The sequence below is a fragment of the Sphingobium sp. GW456-12-10-14-TSB1 genome (assembly GCF_059424385.1).
This window is the reverse complement of the sequence record NZ_JBWKZI010000001.1, coordinates 454,862-469,729: the sequence shown is the minus strand read 5'-3', so window position 1 is coordinate 469,729 and position 14,868 is coordinate 454,862. Positions and strand designations below refer to the sequence as shown.

Annotated in this window: 18 protein-coding genes; 8 read left to right on the top strand and 10 right to left on the bottom strand. The window is 64.1% G+C overall.

Going from position 1 to position 14,868, the window contains the following annotated elements:
- Window positions 1–81: 81 nt before the first annotated feature.
- The 5 genes from AC07X9_RS02365 to AC07X9_RS02345 form a co-directional block, all read right to left on the bottom strand.
- Window positions 82–1,503, bottom strand: a complete 1,422-nt coding sequence (locus AC07X9_RS02365; protein WP_017182058.1) for an NAD(P)(+) transhydrogenase (Re/Si-specific) subunit beta — start codon at window positions 1,501–1,503, stop codon at window positions 82–84.
- On the bottom strand, window positions 1,503–1,787 hold the full coding sequence (locus AC07X9_RS02360; protein ID WP_006950157.1) for a proton-translocating transhydrogenase family protein: 285 nt from the start codon (window positions 1,785–1,787) through the stop codon (window positions 1,503–1,505). Before AC07X9_RS02360 ends, AC07X9_RS02365 begins: the two co-directional genes overlap by 1 nt.
- 1 nt (window position 1,788) lies before the next feature.
- The gene (locus tag AC07X9_RS02355; RefSeq protein WP_017182057.1) at window positions 1,789–2,151 is read right to left on the bottom strand and encodes an endonuclease domain-containing protein; all 363 of its coding nucleotides are present in this window, start codon (window positions 2,149–2,151) and stop codon (window positions 1,789–1,791) included.
- A 136-nt stretch (window positions 2,152–2,287) separates the two neighbouring features.
- On the bottom strand, window positions 2,288–3,412 hold the full coding sequence (locus AC07X9_RS02350) for an NAD(P) transhydrogenase subunit alpha (protein WP_017182056.1): 1,125 nt from the start codon (window positions 3,410–3,412) through the stop codon (window positions 2,288–2,290).
- Window positions 3,413–3,448: 36 nt separating this feature from the next.
- Window positions 3,449–3,574, bottom strand: coding sequence for an aa3-type cytochrome c oxidase subunit IV (locus AC07X9_RS02345; protein ID WP_017182055.1), 126 nt, complete (start codon window positions 3,572–3,574; stop codon window positions 3,449–3,451).
- Window positions 3,575–3,727: 153 nt separating this feature from the next.
- Between AC07X9_RS02345 and AC07X9_RS02340 the strand changes: the two genes are divergently transcribed.
- Window positions 3,728–5,176 carry a sigma-54-dependent transcriptional regulator gene (locus tag AC07X9_RS02340; RefSeq protein WP_017182054.1) on the top strand — a complete coding sequence of 483 codons (1,449 nt, stop codon included), beginning with the start codon at window positions 3,728–3,730 and terminating at the stop codon, window positions 5,174–5,176.
- A 73-nt stretch (window positions 5,177–5,249) separates the two neighbouring features.
- Window positions 5,250–5,885 (top strand): hypothetical protein, encoded by a 636-nt coding sequence (locus tag AC07X9_RS02335; protein ID WP_017182053.1) that lies wholly within the window; start codon window positions 5,250–5,252, stop codon window positions 5,883–5,885.
- 14 nt (window positions 5,886–5,899) lie between these two features.
- On the opposite strand, the gene folP is transcribed toward AC07X9_RS02335, so the two are convergent.
- Together folP and AC07X9_RS02325 are read right to left on the bottom strand one after the other, a co-directional pair.
- Window positions 5,900–7,021 carry a dihydropteroate synthase gene (gene folP, locus AC07X9_RS02330; RefSeq protein WP_017182052.1) on the bottom strand — a complete coding sequence of 374 codons (1,122 nt, stop codon included), beginning with the start codon at window positions 7,019–7,021 and terminating at the stop codon, window positions 5,900–5,902.
- Window positions 7,022–7,162: 141 nt separating this feature from the next.
- On the bottom strand, window positions 7,163–8,293 hold the full coding sequence (locus tag AC07X9_RS02325; protein WP_017182051.1) for a site-specific DNA-methyltransferase: 1,131 nt from the start codon (window positions 8,291–8,293) through the stop codon (window positions 7,163–7,165).
- A gap of 287 nt (window positions 8,294–8,580) precedes the next feature.
- On the opposite strand from AC07X9_RS02325, the gene AC07X9_RS02320 reads away from it, so the two are divergent.
- The 6 genes from AC07X9_RS02320 (at window position 8,581) to AC07X9_RS02295 (ending at window position 12,343) form a co-directional block, all read left to right on the top strand.
- A complete protein-coding gene (locus AC07X9_RS02320; protein ID WP_017182050.1) occupies window positions 8,581–8,910 on the top strand; it encodes an ArsR/SmtB family transcription factor in 330 nt (109 codons plus the stop codon).
- 56 nt (window positions 8,911–8,966) lie between these two features.
- Window positions 8,967–9,296, top strand: a complete 330-nt coding sequence (locus AC07X9_RS02315; RefSeq protein WP_017182049.1) for a hypothetical protein — start codon at window positions 8,967–8,969, stop codon at window positions 9,294–9,296.
- Window positions 9,293–9,526, top strand: a complete 234-nt coding sequence (locus AC07X9_RS02310) for a hypothetical protein (RefSeq protein WP_017182048.1) — start codon at window positions 9,293–9,295, stop codon at window positions 9,524–9,526. The genes AC07X9_RS02315 and AC07X9_RS02310 overlap by 4 nt, the downstream gene beginning before the upstream one ends.
- A gap of 111 nt (window positions 9,527–9,637) precedes the next feature.
- Window positions 9,638–10,570, top strand: coding sequence for a DUF808 domain-containing protein (locus AC07X9_RS02305; RefSeq protein ID WP_017182047.1), 933 nt, complete (start codon window positions 9,638–9,640; stop codon window positions 10,568–10,570).
- Between the two features lie 8 nt (window positions 10,571–10,578).
- Entirely contained in the window at window positions 10,579–11,937 is a 1,359-nt protein-coding gene (locus tag AC07X9_RS02300; RefSeq protein WP_017182046.1) for an MATE family efflux transporter, read from the top strand.
- 85 nt (window positions 11,938–12,022) lie between these two features.
- Entirely contained in the window at window positions 12,023–12,343 is a 321-nt protein-coding gene (locus AC07X9_RS02295) for a hypothetical protein (RefSeq protein WP_017182045.1), read from the top strand.
- Window positions 12,344–12,454: 111 nt separating this feature from the next.
- Here the strand turns inward: AC07X9_RS02295 and AC07X9_RS02290 are convergent, their stop codons facing one another.
- The 3 genes from AC07X9_RS02290 to AC07X9_RS02280 form a co-directional block, all read right to left on the bottom strand.
- Window positions 12,455–13,225, bottom strand: a complete 771-nt coding sequence (locus tag AC07X9_RS02290) for an ABC transporter permease (protein ID WP_017182044.1) — start codon at window positions 13,223–13,225, stop codon at window positions 12,455–12,457.
- The gene (locus tag AC07X9_RS02285) at window positions 13,222–14,154 is read right to left on the bottom strand and encodes an ABC transporter ATP-binding protein (protein ID WP_017182043.1); all 933 of its coding nucleotides are present in this window, start codon (window positions 14,152–14,154) and stop codon (window positions 13,222–13,224) included. Before AC07X9_RS02285 ends, AC07X9_RS02290 begins: the two co-directional genes overlap by 4 nt.
- A 73-nt stretch (window positions 14,155–14,227) precedes the next feature.
- Window positions 14,228–14,857 (bottom strand): class I SAM-dependent methyltransferase, encoded by a 630-nt coding sequence (locus AC07X9_RS02280; protein WP_017182042.1) that lies wholly within the window; start codon window positions 14,855–14,857, stop codon window positions 14,228–14,230.
- Between the last annotated feature and the right edge of the window lie 11 nt (window positions 14,858–14,868).

Below are 14,868 nucleotides of genomic sequence, written 5' to 3'. Positions count from 1 at the left end.
GATCTCAATTCTCTTCTGCCTGATAGCGAAAGAAAAGAGAGATTCCAGCCTTCGCTGGAATGACGGGAAATAAGGTCGCTATCAGTGCGCCAGCCCCTTGACGATTTCCTCGACCATTTTCTTGGCGTCGGCGAGCAGCATCATGGTGTTGTCCATGTAGAAGACTTCATTGTCGACGCCGGCATAGCCAGCCCCGCCCATGGATCGCTTGACGAACAGCACCGACTTGGCGTTGGCGACGTCCAGAATGGGCATGCCGTAGATGGGCGACGATTTGTCGGTCTTGGCCGCCGGGTTGGTGACGTCGTTCGCGCCGATGACGAAGGCGACGTCGGCCTGGGCGAACTCGCTGTTGATGTCCTCCAGTTCGAATACCTCGTCATAGGAGACATTCGCTTCGGCCAGCAGCACGTTCATATGGCCCGGCATACGGCCCGCGACGGGGTGGATCGCATATTTGACCTTCACCCCTTCGGCCTTCAGCAGGTCGCCCATCTCGCGCAGCGCATGCTGCGCCTGGCTCACCGCCATGCCGTATCCCGGCACGATGATGACGCTGTCGGCCTGCTTCATCAGGAACGCGGCGTCCTCGGCCGATCCACGCTTGTAGGCGCGGTCGATCACTGGCCCGCCTGCGCCCGCCGGTCCCGCATCGGCGCCAAAGCCGCCCGCGATGACGCTGATGAAGCTGCGGTTCATCGCCTTGCACATGATGTAGGACAGGATCGCACCCGAAGAGCCCACCAGCGCGCCGGTGATGATCATCGCACTGTTGCCCAGCGTAAAGCCCATCGCCGCGGCGGCCCAGCCCGAATAGCTGTTGAGCATCGACACAACGACCGGCATGTCTGCCCCGCCGATCGGGATGATCAGCAGGAAACCGATGATGAAGCTCAGCGCCGTCACCGTCCAGAATATCCACGAGCTCTGGTCGGTCACGAAATAGCCGATCAGCCCCAGGATCGCGGCCAGCGTGCCAAGGTTGATGAGGTGGCGGGCGGGCAGCATGATCGGCTTGCCCGACATATTGCCGTTGAGCTTGAGGAAGGCGATGACCGAGCCGGAGAAGGTGATCGCGCCGATCGCCACGCCCAGCCCCATTTCGATGCGGCTGGCATTGTGGATTTCGCCGGTCACTACGTCCAAAATCCCGAAGGCACCGGGATTGAGGAAGGCGGCCGCGCCGACCAGGACGGCGGCCATGCCGACGAGGCTGTGGAACGCCGCCACCAGCTGCGGCATGTCCGTCATCGCGATCCGCCGCGCGATGATGAAGCCGATGCCGCCGCCGATGACGATGGCACCGATGATTTCGGGCAGGCTCACCACATCATGGGTGTAGAGTGTGGTGGCGACCGCAATCGCCATGCCGATCATGCCCATGCGATTGCCACGACGGCTCGTCGCCGGGCTGGACAGCCCGCGCAGCGCCAGGATGAACAGGACGCCCGCGGCCAGATAGGCCAGGCTCACGCCCCATGGGATCTGTGCGATCTCATGCATCACTTGCGCTCCTTCTTCTTGTACATCGCCAGCATCCGCTCGGTGACCGCAAAGCCGCCGAAGATGTTGACCGATGCAAAGACGACCGCCAGCAGGCCCAGATATTTGGCCGCAGCGCTCCCCGCCTCCGCCGACGCGACCAGCGCGCCCACGATGATGACCGACGAAATGGCGTTGGTAACCGCCATCAACGGCGTATGGAGCGCCGGCGTCACCGACCACACCACATAATAGCCGACAAAACATGCCAGCACGAAAACCGACAGGATGGAAATAAAGTCCATTCTAGTCCTCCCCTATCCTCTCTTGCGCCATCGCGACTACCCCGGCGACAGCTGTGTCAAGATCGTTCAAAATTGCGATGGCCGGTATGCGAAGGACTGTCAGTCCTTTTGCCGCAAACCAGCTATCACGCTGTTTATCCTTTACCGGCGCATCGCCCCGGCCATGTGCCTCGCCATCTACCTCGACCACCAGCCGCGCTTCGTGACAATAAAAATCAGCGACATAGGGACCAGAGGGGTGCTGGCGGCGAAACTTGAAACCTTCAGGACGTCCGCGAAGCCCCTGCCATAGCTTCACTTCGGGCAAGGACATGGCCTTGCGAAGCTGCCGTGCCTTGTTCACCTGCCCTTGCAGCACCCTCATCCTCCCCTGCAAGGGGAGGTGGCTGGCGCAGCCAGACGGAGGGGTGTCACGCTATCGAGAGGGTGACACCCCTCCACCACCAGCAAGCTGGCGGTCCCCCTCCCCTTGCAGGGGAGGACAGGGACCAAATCCGCCATCAACTGGCCAACAATCGCTCGTTCACGACCTTGCCGCCCTGCGTCAGGCGGATGGCGTTGCCGATTTCCTCGTCCAGCACCGGCGCGCCCTTGTCCTTGTCCCAGAAGGCAGACAGAAAGTTGAACAGGTTGCGCGAGAACAGGGCCGAGGCATCGGTGGCCAGCCGCGAAGGCACGTTGCGATGGCCCACAATCTTGACGCCGTGGCGCATCACCACTTCACCCGCCACTGCGCCCTCGACATTGCCGCCCTGCTCGACCGCCAGATCGACGATCACGCTGCCCGGCTTCATCGACGCGATCTGCGCGTCGCTGATCAGGCGCGGCGCGGGGCGGCCCGGAATGAGTGCGGTGGTGATGACGATGTCCTGCTTGGCAATGTGCGAGGATATGAGCTCGGCCTGGGCCGCCTTATATTCATCCGACATTTCCGTCGCATAGCCGCCGGACCCTTCGCCCTCGATGCCCGCGACCTTCTCCACGAAGATCGCCTTGGCGCCCAGCGATTCGATCTGTTCCCTGGTCGCGGCCCGCACGTCGGTCGCGCTCACCTGCGCGCCCAGGCGGCGCGCGGTGGCGATCGCCTGAAGGCCCGCCACGCCCACGCCCATGATGAAGGCGCGCGCGGCAGACACCGTGCCCGCCGCCGTCATCATCATCGGAAAGGCCTTGCCATATTCGCTGGCGGCATCCAGCACCGCCTTATAGCCCGACAGGTTCGACTGGGACGACAATATGTCCATCGACTGCGCGCGGGTGATGCGCGGCATGAATTCCATCGCCAGCGCTTCATAGCCCGCCGCCGCATAGGCATCGACCCGCGCCCGCTCGCCAAAGGGGTTGAGCCCCGCCACGATCCAGGCACCCGTACCGGCGCCGGCAATGCTGGTCACGTCCGGCCCCTGCACGCCCAGCACAATGTCCGCGCCCGCCACCGTCGCGGCCCGATCCCCAACGCTTGCCCCGGCAGCGGCATAGTCCGCATCGGCCACAGACGCCGTCACGCCAGCCCCTGCCTCCACCGCAACCTGCGCGCCAAGACCAATAAATTTCTTCACCGTCTCCGGTGTCGCCGCAACGCGCTGCTCGCCCGATGCTTGCTCCTTCAGTACCGCTATCTTCATTATTATGGCATCCCCTCCTGTTCGTGCGTGATCGGCCTAGCTGGAGATCAGCAGCACCACGAGCGCGGCCACCGCGATCGATGCGATCGTGCCCCACTTCATCACGCCGACAAATCCGGCATAGGTTTCGGTCGCTTTCTTAATATTTCCGTCAGACGCCATGTCCGGTCCCCTTCTGTGGCGGTTGTGGCGAACCTCTTATCCTGTCCCGCGCACCCCCTCAACCCGCACGGGCACAAGAAAATCTTTCGCGGTTAAGGCCGCCTTTACCCCCCGTCCTTACCATAGGTCACCTGTTTCTATTGAGGGGTATAGATGGCGCGCGACGGCATACCGATGCTGATGCTGATCGACGACGAACCGGCGCAAAGACGGCTGGTTTCGGCGCTGGCCGCGCGTGCCGGATGGCGGACGATCTTTGCGGGCGACGGCGAAACCGCAATAGCCACATTGGGCACCCAGGACGGGATGCAGCTAGATGCAATCATTCTTGACCAGTGGAGCCCCGACTATGAACCCGCGGGTCTGATCCGCGAGATTCGCGAACGTCGCCCTGCCTTGCCCATCCTGATTCTCACCGCCCACAATAATGTCGCCGTTGCCGTAGAGGCGATGCGCGCGGGGGCGACCGATTATCTGTCGAAGCCGATCGCGCCCGAACGGCTGCTCGCGGCGCTCAACGCGACGATCAGCGAAGGCGCGTCCCATGGCGAGCTGCGCCCGCTCACCGAAAAGATCACCGCCCCCCTCTCTTTCGAGGATGTGGTCGGCTCCGCCCCGCAATTCCGCGCCGCGCTCGCCATCGCGGCCAAGGCGGCGCGCGCCCGCGTGCCGGTCCTCATCGAGGGCGAAAGCGGCGTCGGCAAGGATGTGATCGCGCGCGCCATCCATGCGGCATCCCCCCGCCACAAACAGGCGATGGTCACGGTCAATTGCGGCGCGATTCCGGCCAATCTGGTCGAATCCGAACTGTTCGGCCATGAACGCGGCGCCTTTACCGGCGCGTTCGACCGCCATGTCGGCAAATTCGCCAGCGCCGACACCGGCACCATCTTTCTGGATGAAGTCAGCGAAATGCCGCTCGACGCACAGGTCAAGCTGTTGCGGGTGCTGCAGGATGGCGAAATGCAGCCGATCGGCGCGCGCCGCCCGATCCATGTCGACGTCCGCGTCATCGCCGCCACCAATAAGCGCCTGATCGAGGAAATAGAGGCCGGTCGCTTCCGCGAGGATCTCTATTACCGCCTGAACGTCGTTCAGTTGACCATCCCGCCGCTGCGCGAACGGATGGGGGATATTCCCGCGCTCTGCCGCCATCTGCTCGCGCGAATCGCGACCCAGCCGGGTCTGCGCAGCCTGGGCCTGACCGACGATGCGCTGGCGCTGCTGATGCAGCATGGCTGGCCGGGCAATGTCCGCCAGTTGCAGAACGCGCTCTTCCGCGCCGCCGTCCTGTGCGATGGCGACGCGCTGACGCCGCAGGATTTTCCGCAGATCGCGGCCCAGATCAGGACCGGCGAGCCGATCGACCGCCTCACCATCCGCCCGCGCGCCGCCAGCCAGCCGCACCGCGACGGCGCAGGCATCACCCTGTTCGAAGGCGATGGCCATGTGCGCCAGCTCGCCGAGATCGAAGCCGACGTCATTCGCCTCGCCATCGGTCATTATCGCGGCCGCATGACCGAAGTGGCCCGTCGCCTGGGCATCGGGCGATCGACCCTCTACCGCAAGCTTGCCGAACTGGGCATCGACAGCGCGGCGTAAACCGACGCGCCATCGCCTGCTCCCCATCGCTCGACCGTTGTATTCTCATGCTGCCTATGCTTTGGATCGGCGCATGAAACACGCCGCCCTCACCGCCTGCCTGCCCATCCTGCTCCTCGCCGCCTGCGGCCGCACCGAACCGGTGGCCGACATGCCAAGCCAGGAGGAGCTGGCCGCCGCCGCCAATGCCGCCGCTGCCAGCGCGCTGGCCAGCCAACAGGCCGCTGAAGAGGCGGAGCCGCGCAATTACGTCAATCTGGAACGCGGCTTTTCGATCAGCTTCCCTGAAGGCTGGACGAAAAATGCGGAGGGCAGCACCGCCGACGGCGCAATCTATGAAGATAAGGGTGCGGGCGCGGACGTGCGCGTATTCTGGCAAAAGAATGACAATGACGAAACGCTCAAGCAGATCGTCGAAGCGGTCAGCAGCGGGGCCGAAGGCGTCGATGGCGATTATATCGGCGAAAATGAATATCGCGGCACCGCCAATGACGGCGAAGGCAATAATGTCGCGGTCCGCCTGCTCAAGCAGCCCAACGGTTCGATCGTGACCGCCACCTTCGTCTATCCCGAAATGCTGAGCGAACAATATCTGCCGATCGTCGACAAGACGCTGGACAGCATGCGCATCTTCCCGCCCAAGGACGAAGCGGAAGCGGCTCCAGCGGAAGCGGGCAACAGCGCCGGAGCGAAGCCGACCGCGCCTTAAACCCCACCTGTGACTTAAATCGCGCTCAACCCCGCGTCGGCCAGCCCGCGCCACAGGTGCAGCGCCTGCACGCTTTCGCGCACATCATGCACCCGCACCATCTGCGCGCCCTGCTCCGCCGCGCGGAACGCCAGCGCGATCGAACCGCCCAGCCGGTCGGACGCCGGCGCTTCGTTCGACAGCGCGCCGATCAGCCGCTTGCGACTGCCCGCGAACAGCACGGGCACGCCCAGCCCCTGGAAGGTCGCAAGGCGGTTGACCAGCGCCAGATTGTCCGCCAGCCCCTTGCCAAAGCCCAGCCCCGGATCGACCATGATCCTGTCGCGGGCAATCCCGGCGGCTAGTGCGGCCGCGACGCGCGCCTCCAGATGGTCGAACACATCCGCCACCACATCGCCATAGCCGTCAGGATTGTCGTGCGGATCATCGCCTGCCGACGGTGCGTGCATCAGGATGACGGGACAGCCCGCCGCCACGACCACCTCCATCGCGCGCGGATCATGTTGCAGGGCGCTCACATCATTGACGATCTTCGCGCCAGCGCCCAGCGCCGCCTCCATCACGGCCGCCTTGCGCGTGTCGATCGATACCGGCACGCCAGACGCTGCCAGCCGTTCGATGACGGGCACCACACGGGCGATCTCGTCGCCCTCCCATAATTTTTCCGCGCGCGGCCGGGTGGATTCCCCACCCACATCGACCAGCGCCGCCCCCGCCGCCGCCATGGCAAAGCCCGCGTCCGCCGCTGCCTGCGGGTCGCCGACATGCTTGCCGCCATCGGAAAAACTGTCGGGCGTGATGTTCAATATCGCCATCACCTGCGGCCCGTCGAAACGGATGGTCCGCTCCCCCAGCACCAGCGGGGCGCGCTGCGCCGAGATATTGGCGGCCAGCATCCGCGCCCGCTGCGCCAGCGGTTCGGGCAGGGCCGCGATGGCATCGCCAAACGCCGCGACCGGAACAGTGACCCGCGCCACCCGCTCCCGACCACGCAGGGCGGTCAGTTCATAACCCTGGAACCACAGCAACCCATTGCCCATCCGCGCCGCCGCGCCATCGGGCAGGCCAAAGGGCGACGGCACGAACCAGACCGGGCGCAGGTACAGCCGGGCATCGGCGGGAATGGTGGGCAGCATCAACTATCCTTCTGACAGGTCCGGCGGCCTGCCCTTAACGCAATCCCGTGCTCCTGCGAAGGCAGGAGCCCAGTTCCGACCCTTCAGGGTAGAACTGTCGGCAGGACTGGGCTCCCGCCTGCGCGGGAGCACCCCATCATCTTAAGGCTCGTTCGCCAGCAAATAGGTCTGCCGCAGCGTGTCGATCGGCTGCAACTTGCCCTCAACCTCCACATGCCAGAAGGTCCAGCCATTGCAGCTCGGCGCGCCCTGCAAGGTCGCGCCCATCTTGTGGATCGACCCTGTGTCGCTGCCCACGCTCAGCGACCCGTCGGCCCTGACCACGGCGGTCCAGCGACGCTTGACGTCGCTCAGCGTCGTGCCGGGGCTCAGATAGCCGGTCTCGACCAGCGTACCGAACGCCACCTTGGGCTGCTGCCGCGCGGTCTGCATGATGGTGAGCGATGATTCATCGAGCGGCAGTGCCGCCTCGATCCGCTCCAGCGCGACCTCGATATAGCTCTCCTCGCGCTCGATGCCGATCCATTTGCGCCCCAGCCGCTTGGCCACGGCGCCCGTGGTTCCCGTGCCGAAAAAGGGATCGAGCACCACATCGCCCGGCTTGGTGCAGGACAGCATCACCCGGTAGAGCAGCGATTCCGGCTTCTGCGTCGGGTGCGCCTTGGTCCCGTTGCGCTTCAGCCGCTCCTGTCCGCCACAGATCGGCAGTACCCAGTCGGACCGCATCTGCAATTCATCGTTCAGCGTTTTCATCGCTTTGTAATTGAACGTATATTTGGCGTCCTCGCCCTGGCTGGCCCAGATCAGCGTCTCATGCGCATTGGTAAAGCGCGTGCCCTTGAAATTGGGCATCGGGTTGGCCTTGCGCCAGATGATGTCGTTCAGGATCCAGAACCCCTCATCCTGCAACGCCGTGCCGACGCGGAAGATATTATGATAGCTGCCGATCACCCAGATCGTGCCGTTGGGCTTCAATATGCGCCGTGCCTGGGCCAGCCATGCCTTGGTGAAACGGTCATAGGCACCCAGCGTATCGAACTTGTCCCAGTCATTATCGACCGCGTCCACCCGCCCGCCTTCGGGCCGGAACAGATCGCCACCCAGTTGGAGGTTATAGGGCGGATCGGCAAAGATCATGTCGATGCAGCCATCGGGCAGCTTGGCCATTTCGGCGATGCAGTCGCCGCGCAGCAGGCGATCCGCCTCGATCGTGACTGGTGCGAGCGCAACCGCCTTTTTCCGCCGCGGCGCGACCCGTTCCATGACACCCATAATGCAACCCCCGTTCGTACTGAGGCCCAGCGATGAGTCCTCGGCAGACTCCCGTCAAGATCAGCGACTTAGCGTTAACCTTTCTAAAAATGGTTAACATGGGTCGGAACGAAGCGGGTAGCCACTATATGTTGAGTCGCAGCGGACGAATCGGACTCAATATCGGCCAGTGTGACTCAAAAGACTCAACCGATCGCCTGCCAGACTTTTTTTGGTTAACGCGTGCGGCATGGGCAAAAATGCCCTCCCGCTTGACCAATTCATAACCTTATGGTTATGCCGCGCTGATGACAAACAGCGCCAATACCCCCGCCACCATCGACGCCCAGTTCAAGGCTCTGTCGGACGGTACCCGCCGCGCTCTGCTGGAATATCTGGTGCGCGAAGGCGAACAGAGTGTCCACGCCCTGACCGCCATTTCCGGCGTATCCCAGCCGATGGTGTCGCGCCACATGGCCAAGCTCAAGCGCGCCGCGCTCGTGACCGCCCGCCGCACGGGCCGCGAAACCTGGTATAGCGCCAGGGCAAAGGGGCTGGCCCCGGTGGTGCAATGGATGGCCGTCTATGGTGCGCTCTGGTCGCAACGCTTCACCGCGCTCGACGGACTAGGCGAATAATTGCGCTGGCGTCATGACGGCGCGGAACGCAGGCTGACAAGGCGCGTTGCCCCGTCATGGAACACCGCCCCCTCATCGAACGCCTGGCCCGCCATCTCGCCACCACGCCGGACGACTGGCCCGCCCATGTCGAGGATGCCGCCAGCATATTGGCGATCCTGAAACAGCCCGACGACGCCATGCGCGCGGCCGGGGACGCAGGCATGTGGGAAAGCATGATCGATGCGGCGCTGCGCGAACGCTGGACGGTCACCCAGCCAGCCGCCGACGATCAGCCCCCCGCCGGCGCCGACGAGGAAGGCGAGTTCCGCCTGCCCCCCGATGCGGTCGGTGGCAACCGGGCCGACTGGGTCCATCTGCAAGAACCAAAGGAGAGCGCGCCATGAAGGGTCTGCTCAAACTCGCCATCGTCACCGGGCTTGGCGCATTTGCCGTAAAGGGATGGCGCGACTGGATGGGCACGGCGCAGCCGCTTGACGATCGCGGGCCGGTGGGTTCGTCGGGCGTCGTCCGCGACGCCGGGCCGCAAGGGGAAACGGCAGCGCGCGACTGGGACATGGTCGACGAACAGTCGGACGAATCCTTCCCCGCCAGCGACCCGCCGGGCAACTATTGAAAAAGCTGAAATACTGCCGCTCGCCCTTGCTTGCCCCTGCCCCGCCTGCCTCCTATTGAGGCGGCATGACGGGCGGTCGATGCACCGGCCCAAACAGGGGAATCACTGTCTATGCCTTCGGGTCTGATTGCGCTGCTCGATGATGTGGCGGGCATTGTTAAGCTGACCGCGACCTCGCTGGACGATGTCGCCGCCGCCGCGGGCAAGGCGGGCACCAAGGCCGCGGGCGTGGTGATCGACGATACCGCCGTCACCCCGCGCTATGTCATGGGCCTCACCCCCGACCGCGAACTGCCGATCATCTGGAAAATCGCCAAGGGATCGCTGCGTAACAAGCTGCTCTTCCTGCTGCCCGCTGCGCTGCTGATCAGCGCGGTCGCGCCCTGGCTGCTGCCCCCTCTCCTCATGCTGGGCGGCGCATTCCTGTGCTATGAAGCGGCGGAAAAGCTGCTGGAGGCCGTGCAGGGCGGCCATGATGTCGCCAAGGAAGCGCTGGAAACCCTCAACTCGACCGAACTTGAAAACCAGAAAGTGTCGGGCGCGATCCGCACTGACTTCATCCTGTCGGGCGAGATCATGGCCATTTCGCTCGGCACCGTCGCATCCGAACCGATCTGGGAACAGGCGCTCATCCTCGTCGTCGTCGCCATCCTGATTACCGCGGGCGTCTATGGCGTTGTCGGCTTCATCGTGAAGATGGACGATATCGGCCTCCATCTGGCCACCCGCGCCTCCGCCATGTCCCGTGCGATCGGGCGCGGCCTGGTCAAGGCGATGCCGGTCCTGATGCGCATATTGGCGGTCGTGGGCACCGCCGCGATGCTGTGGGTCGGCGGCGGCCTGATCGTCCATGGCCTGCACGAATTCCACTGGGATGCGATCCCCGGCACGATTCACCACGCAGCGCAGGCCGCCGCCAGCGCCCTGCCCACTGTCGGCCCGCTGGTCGACTGGACCGTGAACGCGATTGGCGGCGCGATTGTCGGGCTGATCGTCGGCGGCATCATCGTCGCCGCGCTGCATTTCATCCCTCGGAAGCACTAAAGCCCCCCATGTCCTCCCCCTGGCGTATCGAAGCCGCCGCGCTTGTCGCCCTCGCGCTGCCGATGATCGCGGGCAATATCGCCTGGTCGGCGATTGCCGCGACGGATCTGTTGCTGCTGGGCCGCCTGGGGGCGGAGGCTGTCGCGGCGGGCGCGCTCGCCATCAACCTGTTTCATGCGCTGCTGCTGTTCGGCATGGGGCTGGTCACTGCCGCATCGCCATTGATCGCCAGCGAACGGGGCCGCCGCCGCCATTCGGTGCGCGACGTGCGCCGCACCGTTCATCAAACGCTGCGCGCCGCCACGCTGTTCGTCATCCCCGCCTGGGCGATATTGTGGCAGAGCGAGGCGATCCTGCTCGCCATGGGGCAGGACGCGGATCTTGCCCATGGCGCGGGCCGGCTGATGCGCGGCCTGCAATGGGCGCTGCTGCCTTTTCTGGGCTTTACCACGCTGCGCACCTTCATCGCCGCGCTGGAGCGCCCGGTCTGGGGTCTGCTGATCATGTTGGCCGCCATCCCGTTCAATATCCTGGCGGGCTGGGCGCTGATCTTCGGTCATCTGGGCTTTCCCCCGCTCGGCCTGTTCGGCGCCGGGCTGGCCAGCACCGCCTCCTCCTGCTTCCTCTTCTTCGGCTTGCTCGCGGTCATCCTGATCGACCGCCGCTTTCGCCGCTACTGGCTGGTCGGCCGCTTCTGGACCCGCGACCGCGAACGCCACCGGCAGGTCTGGGCGCTGGGCCTGCCCATTGCCATTACGCTGGGTTTTGAAACCACCGTGTTCAATGCATCGGCCCTGCTCATGGGCCTGATCGACCGCGATTCGCTCGCCGCCCATGCCGTCGCGATCCAGATCGCGGCGCTGGTGTTCATGGTCCCCATGGGCATCGGCCAGGCAGCGACGATCCGCGTCGGCCTTGCCTATGGCCGCCACGATCGCGCGGGCGTGGGCCGGGCGGGCTGGCTCGCCCTCTTCCTTGGCACCGGCTTTGCCTGCTGCGCCGCGCTTGCCCTCATCCTCATACCGCGCACGCTCGTCTCGGCCTTTCTCGACCTGCACGATCCCGCCAATGCCCGCACTGTCCAGCTCGCTGTCAGCTTCCTCGCAGTCGCCGCATTATTCCAACTGGTCGACGCAGCGCAGGCGGTGGGCGCTGGCGTGTTGCGCGGGGTGCAGGACACCAGAGTGCCGATGATCTTCGCGATGATCGGCTATTGGCTCGTCGGCATTGGCGTTGGCGCTATCCTTGCCTTTCCGCTGCGGATGGCTGGGCTGGGCATATGGCTGGGCCTGGCCGCAGGCCTGGGGTCCGTCGCCATCCTGCTAGTCACGCGCTGGAGCCTGCGCGAGCGGCTAGGGCTGGTGTAACGCCGACAGGATTGCGTTGCAGGACAATGGTGCAGCGCACAAAGCAATTGATCGAATCGGACAAATCGGTCAGATATGCGTCATTATGCAAGCCCCGACCGAGATTTTCGAAGCGATCGCGCTCCAGAAGTGCCTGCTGGTGACCTACAACAAGATGGTCGTCACCCTGGCCCCGCACATCCTCTACACGCGCCATGATGAAATGTTCATCGACGCCGTGACCGTGGACCGCGACGGCAGGCCGCCGCGCGAACTCAAACTCGGCACCTTCAAGCTGGTGGGTCTGTCCGACATCAAGGTACTGGACGAACCGTTTGAGGCGATGCACGGCCTCTACGACCAGAATGACGACAAATATCGGGGCGTTACCCTGTTCGCCGTCGCACCGGAGAGCGCCGCCGCCTGATTGGCGGGCCTGCTCACTACACACCGTTCGTTTCGAGCGAAGTCGAGAAACATTGCACGCAGGTTTCTCGACTTCGCTCGAAACGAACGGGTAGGGGTGTTCCCCTCCCCCTCACTTCTTCAACCGATAGCCAGTCCTGAACATCCAGCCGATGATCCCCAGGCAGATGGCCAGCATCCCCGCGACGAAGATCAGGCTGAACTCGATGCCCACATCGCCCTTGCCAAAGAAGGTCCAGCGGAACCCTGAGATCAGATAGACAATCGGGTTGAACAGGGTGATGGTGCGCCACGGCTCGGCCAGCATCTGCACGGAATAAAAGGCGCCCCCCAGAAACGTCATCGGCATGATCAGCAGCATCGGGATCACCTGCAACTGCTCGAAACTCTGCGCCCATATGCCCAATATGAAGCCGAACAGGCAGAAGCTGACGGCGATCAGGATCATGAAGCCCACCATCGCCAACGGGTGCGCCACCGGCACGTCGACAAACAGATGGGCCGTCAGGAAGATGATGGTGCCGATGATCAGCGACTTGGTCGCCGCGGCCCCCACATAGGCGATGATCGTCTCGGTCGCGGATACGGGCGCGGACAGCAATTCATAGATGGTGCCGGTGAATTTGGGCATGTAGATGCCGAAACTGGCGTTGAAGATGCTTTCGGTGAACATCGCCATCATGATCAGGCCGGGCACTATGAAGGCGGCATAGGGAATGCCGTCCACCTCCGTCATCCGCGACCCGATCGCCCCGCCGAACACCACGAAATAGAGCGTCGTCGTGATCACCGGCACCAGCAGGCCGGTCAGCAGCGTCCGGCGGAAACGGTGCAGCTCGAATTTGTAGATGGCGGCAATGGCGCGCAGGTTGGACAGGCTCATGCCGCTTTCTCCTGATGCACCAACGCCACGAATATATCCTCCAGGCTGCTCTGCGCCGTGTTCAGATCCTTGTACCCGATGCCCAGGTCGCCCAGCCGCCGCAGCAGCGACGACACGCCGGTCCGCTCCGCCTGCGTATCGAAAATATATTCGATCTCCTGCCCGTCGCCTTTCAGCGTCACCTGCCACTCCGCCAGTTCGGCCGGCACCGCGTCCAGCCGCTCGGCCAGCACGACGGTCAGCGTTTTCTTGCCCAGCTTCTTCATCAGCGCGGTCTTGTCCTCGACCAGCATCAACTCGCCCCGGTTGATCACCCCCACCCGGTCGGCCATTTCCTCTGCCTCCTCGATATAATGGGTGGTCAGGATGATGGTGACGCCGGTTTCGCGCAACTGGCCGATCAGCTTCCACATGTCGCGGCGCAACTCCACGTCCACGCCAGCGGTCGGCTCGTCCAGAAACAGCACGCGCGGCTCATGGCTCAGCGCCTTGGCGATCATCACACGGCGCTTCATGCCGCCCGACAGTTCCAATATCTTGGCGTTGCGCTTGTCCCACAGCGAAAGGTCGCGCAATATTTTCTCGACATGGGCCGGATTGCGCGGCTTGCCGAACAAACCCCGGCTGAACGTCACCGTGTCGATCACCCGTTCGAACTGGTCGGTGGACAATTCCTGCGGCACCAGCCCGATGGCCGCGCGCGCGCCGCGATAATCGCGCACGATGTCATGCCCGGCCACCTTCACGCTGCCGCTGCTCGCCCGCGCAATGCCGCAGATGATGGAGATCATCGTCGTCTTGCCCGCGCCGTTCGGCCCCAGCAACGCGAAAATCTCGCCTTCCTCGATGGTCAGGTCGACGCCGTTGAGCGCCTTGAAGCCCGACGCATAGGATTTGGTCAGACCTTCAATTTCAATGATGGATGCCATGGGTGGCTTTGCCCCTTTTGCGTTGCGGCAAAGATAGGAAGCCGATTGCCAAACGCAACCTATCTACCACCCTCTATGCGTCGCGGCGCGTGAACCGGAATACCGTTGCGGGCGGAAAGTTGCGTACCGTCTGTCCCGCGCGCTCGACATTCAGGTCCAGCGCGTCGATCACGTCGCGGCTCACCGGCGGGCGCATCGAATAGGTAAATTGCACGAAACTGCCGCCCGGCTGCAACATGCGGAAGGATTCGGACAAAATATCATAATGCACGTGCCGGTCCATCGCCAGCAACGGCAGGCCGCTCACCACCGTCTGATAGGTGCCCGGCTCTCCCGCTGCCGCCGTCGACACGATCTGCGCGGGGGTTTCCAGCACCGAAACATTGGGAAAATGCCGCCGCAACCCGCGCGCGAAGGCCGGGTTGATCTCTACCACCTCCAGCTTTTCGGGCGGCAGGCCGGTCCCCAATATCGCGCGCGTGAACACCCCCGTGCCCCCGCCCAGCTCCAGCACCCGGCCATCGGTCGGGTCGATCTGCGCCACCATCAAGCGCGCCAGATAGCGGCTGCTCGGCACGACCGAAGCGGTCTGGCGCGGCTTTTGCACCCAGGCCGCCAGAAAATCGAGATATTCGGTGGCGCGGGCGCGAAACTCCGCGCGCGGCAACGCGATTGCCCGGCTCCGCTTGGGCTTATGCTGCATGGGCGAAATGC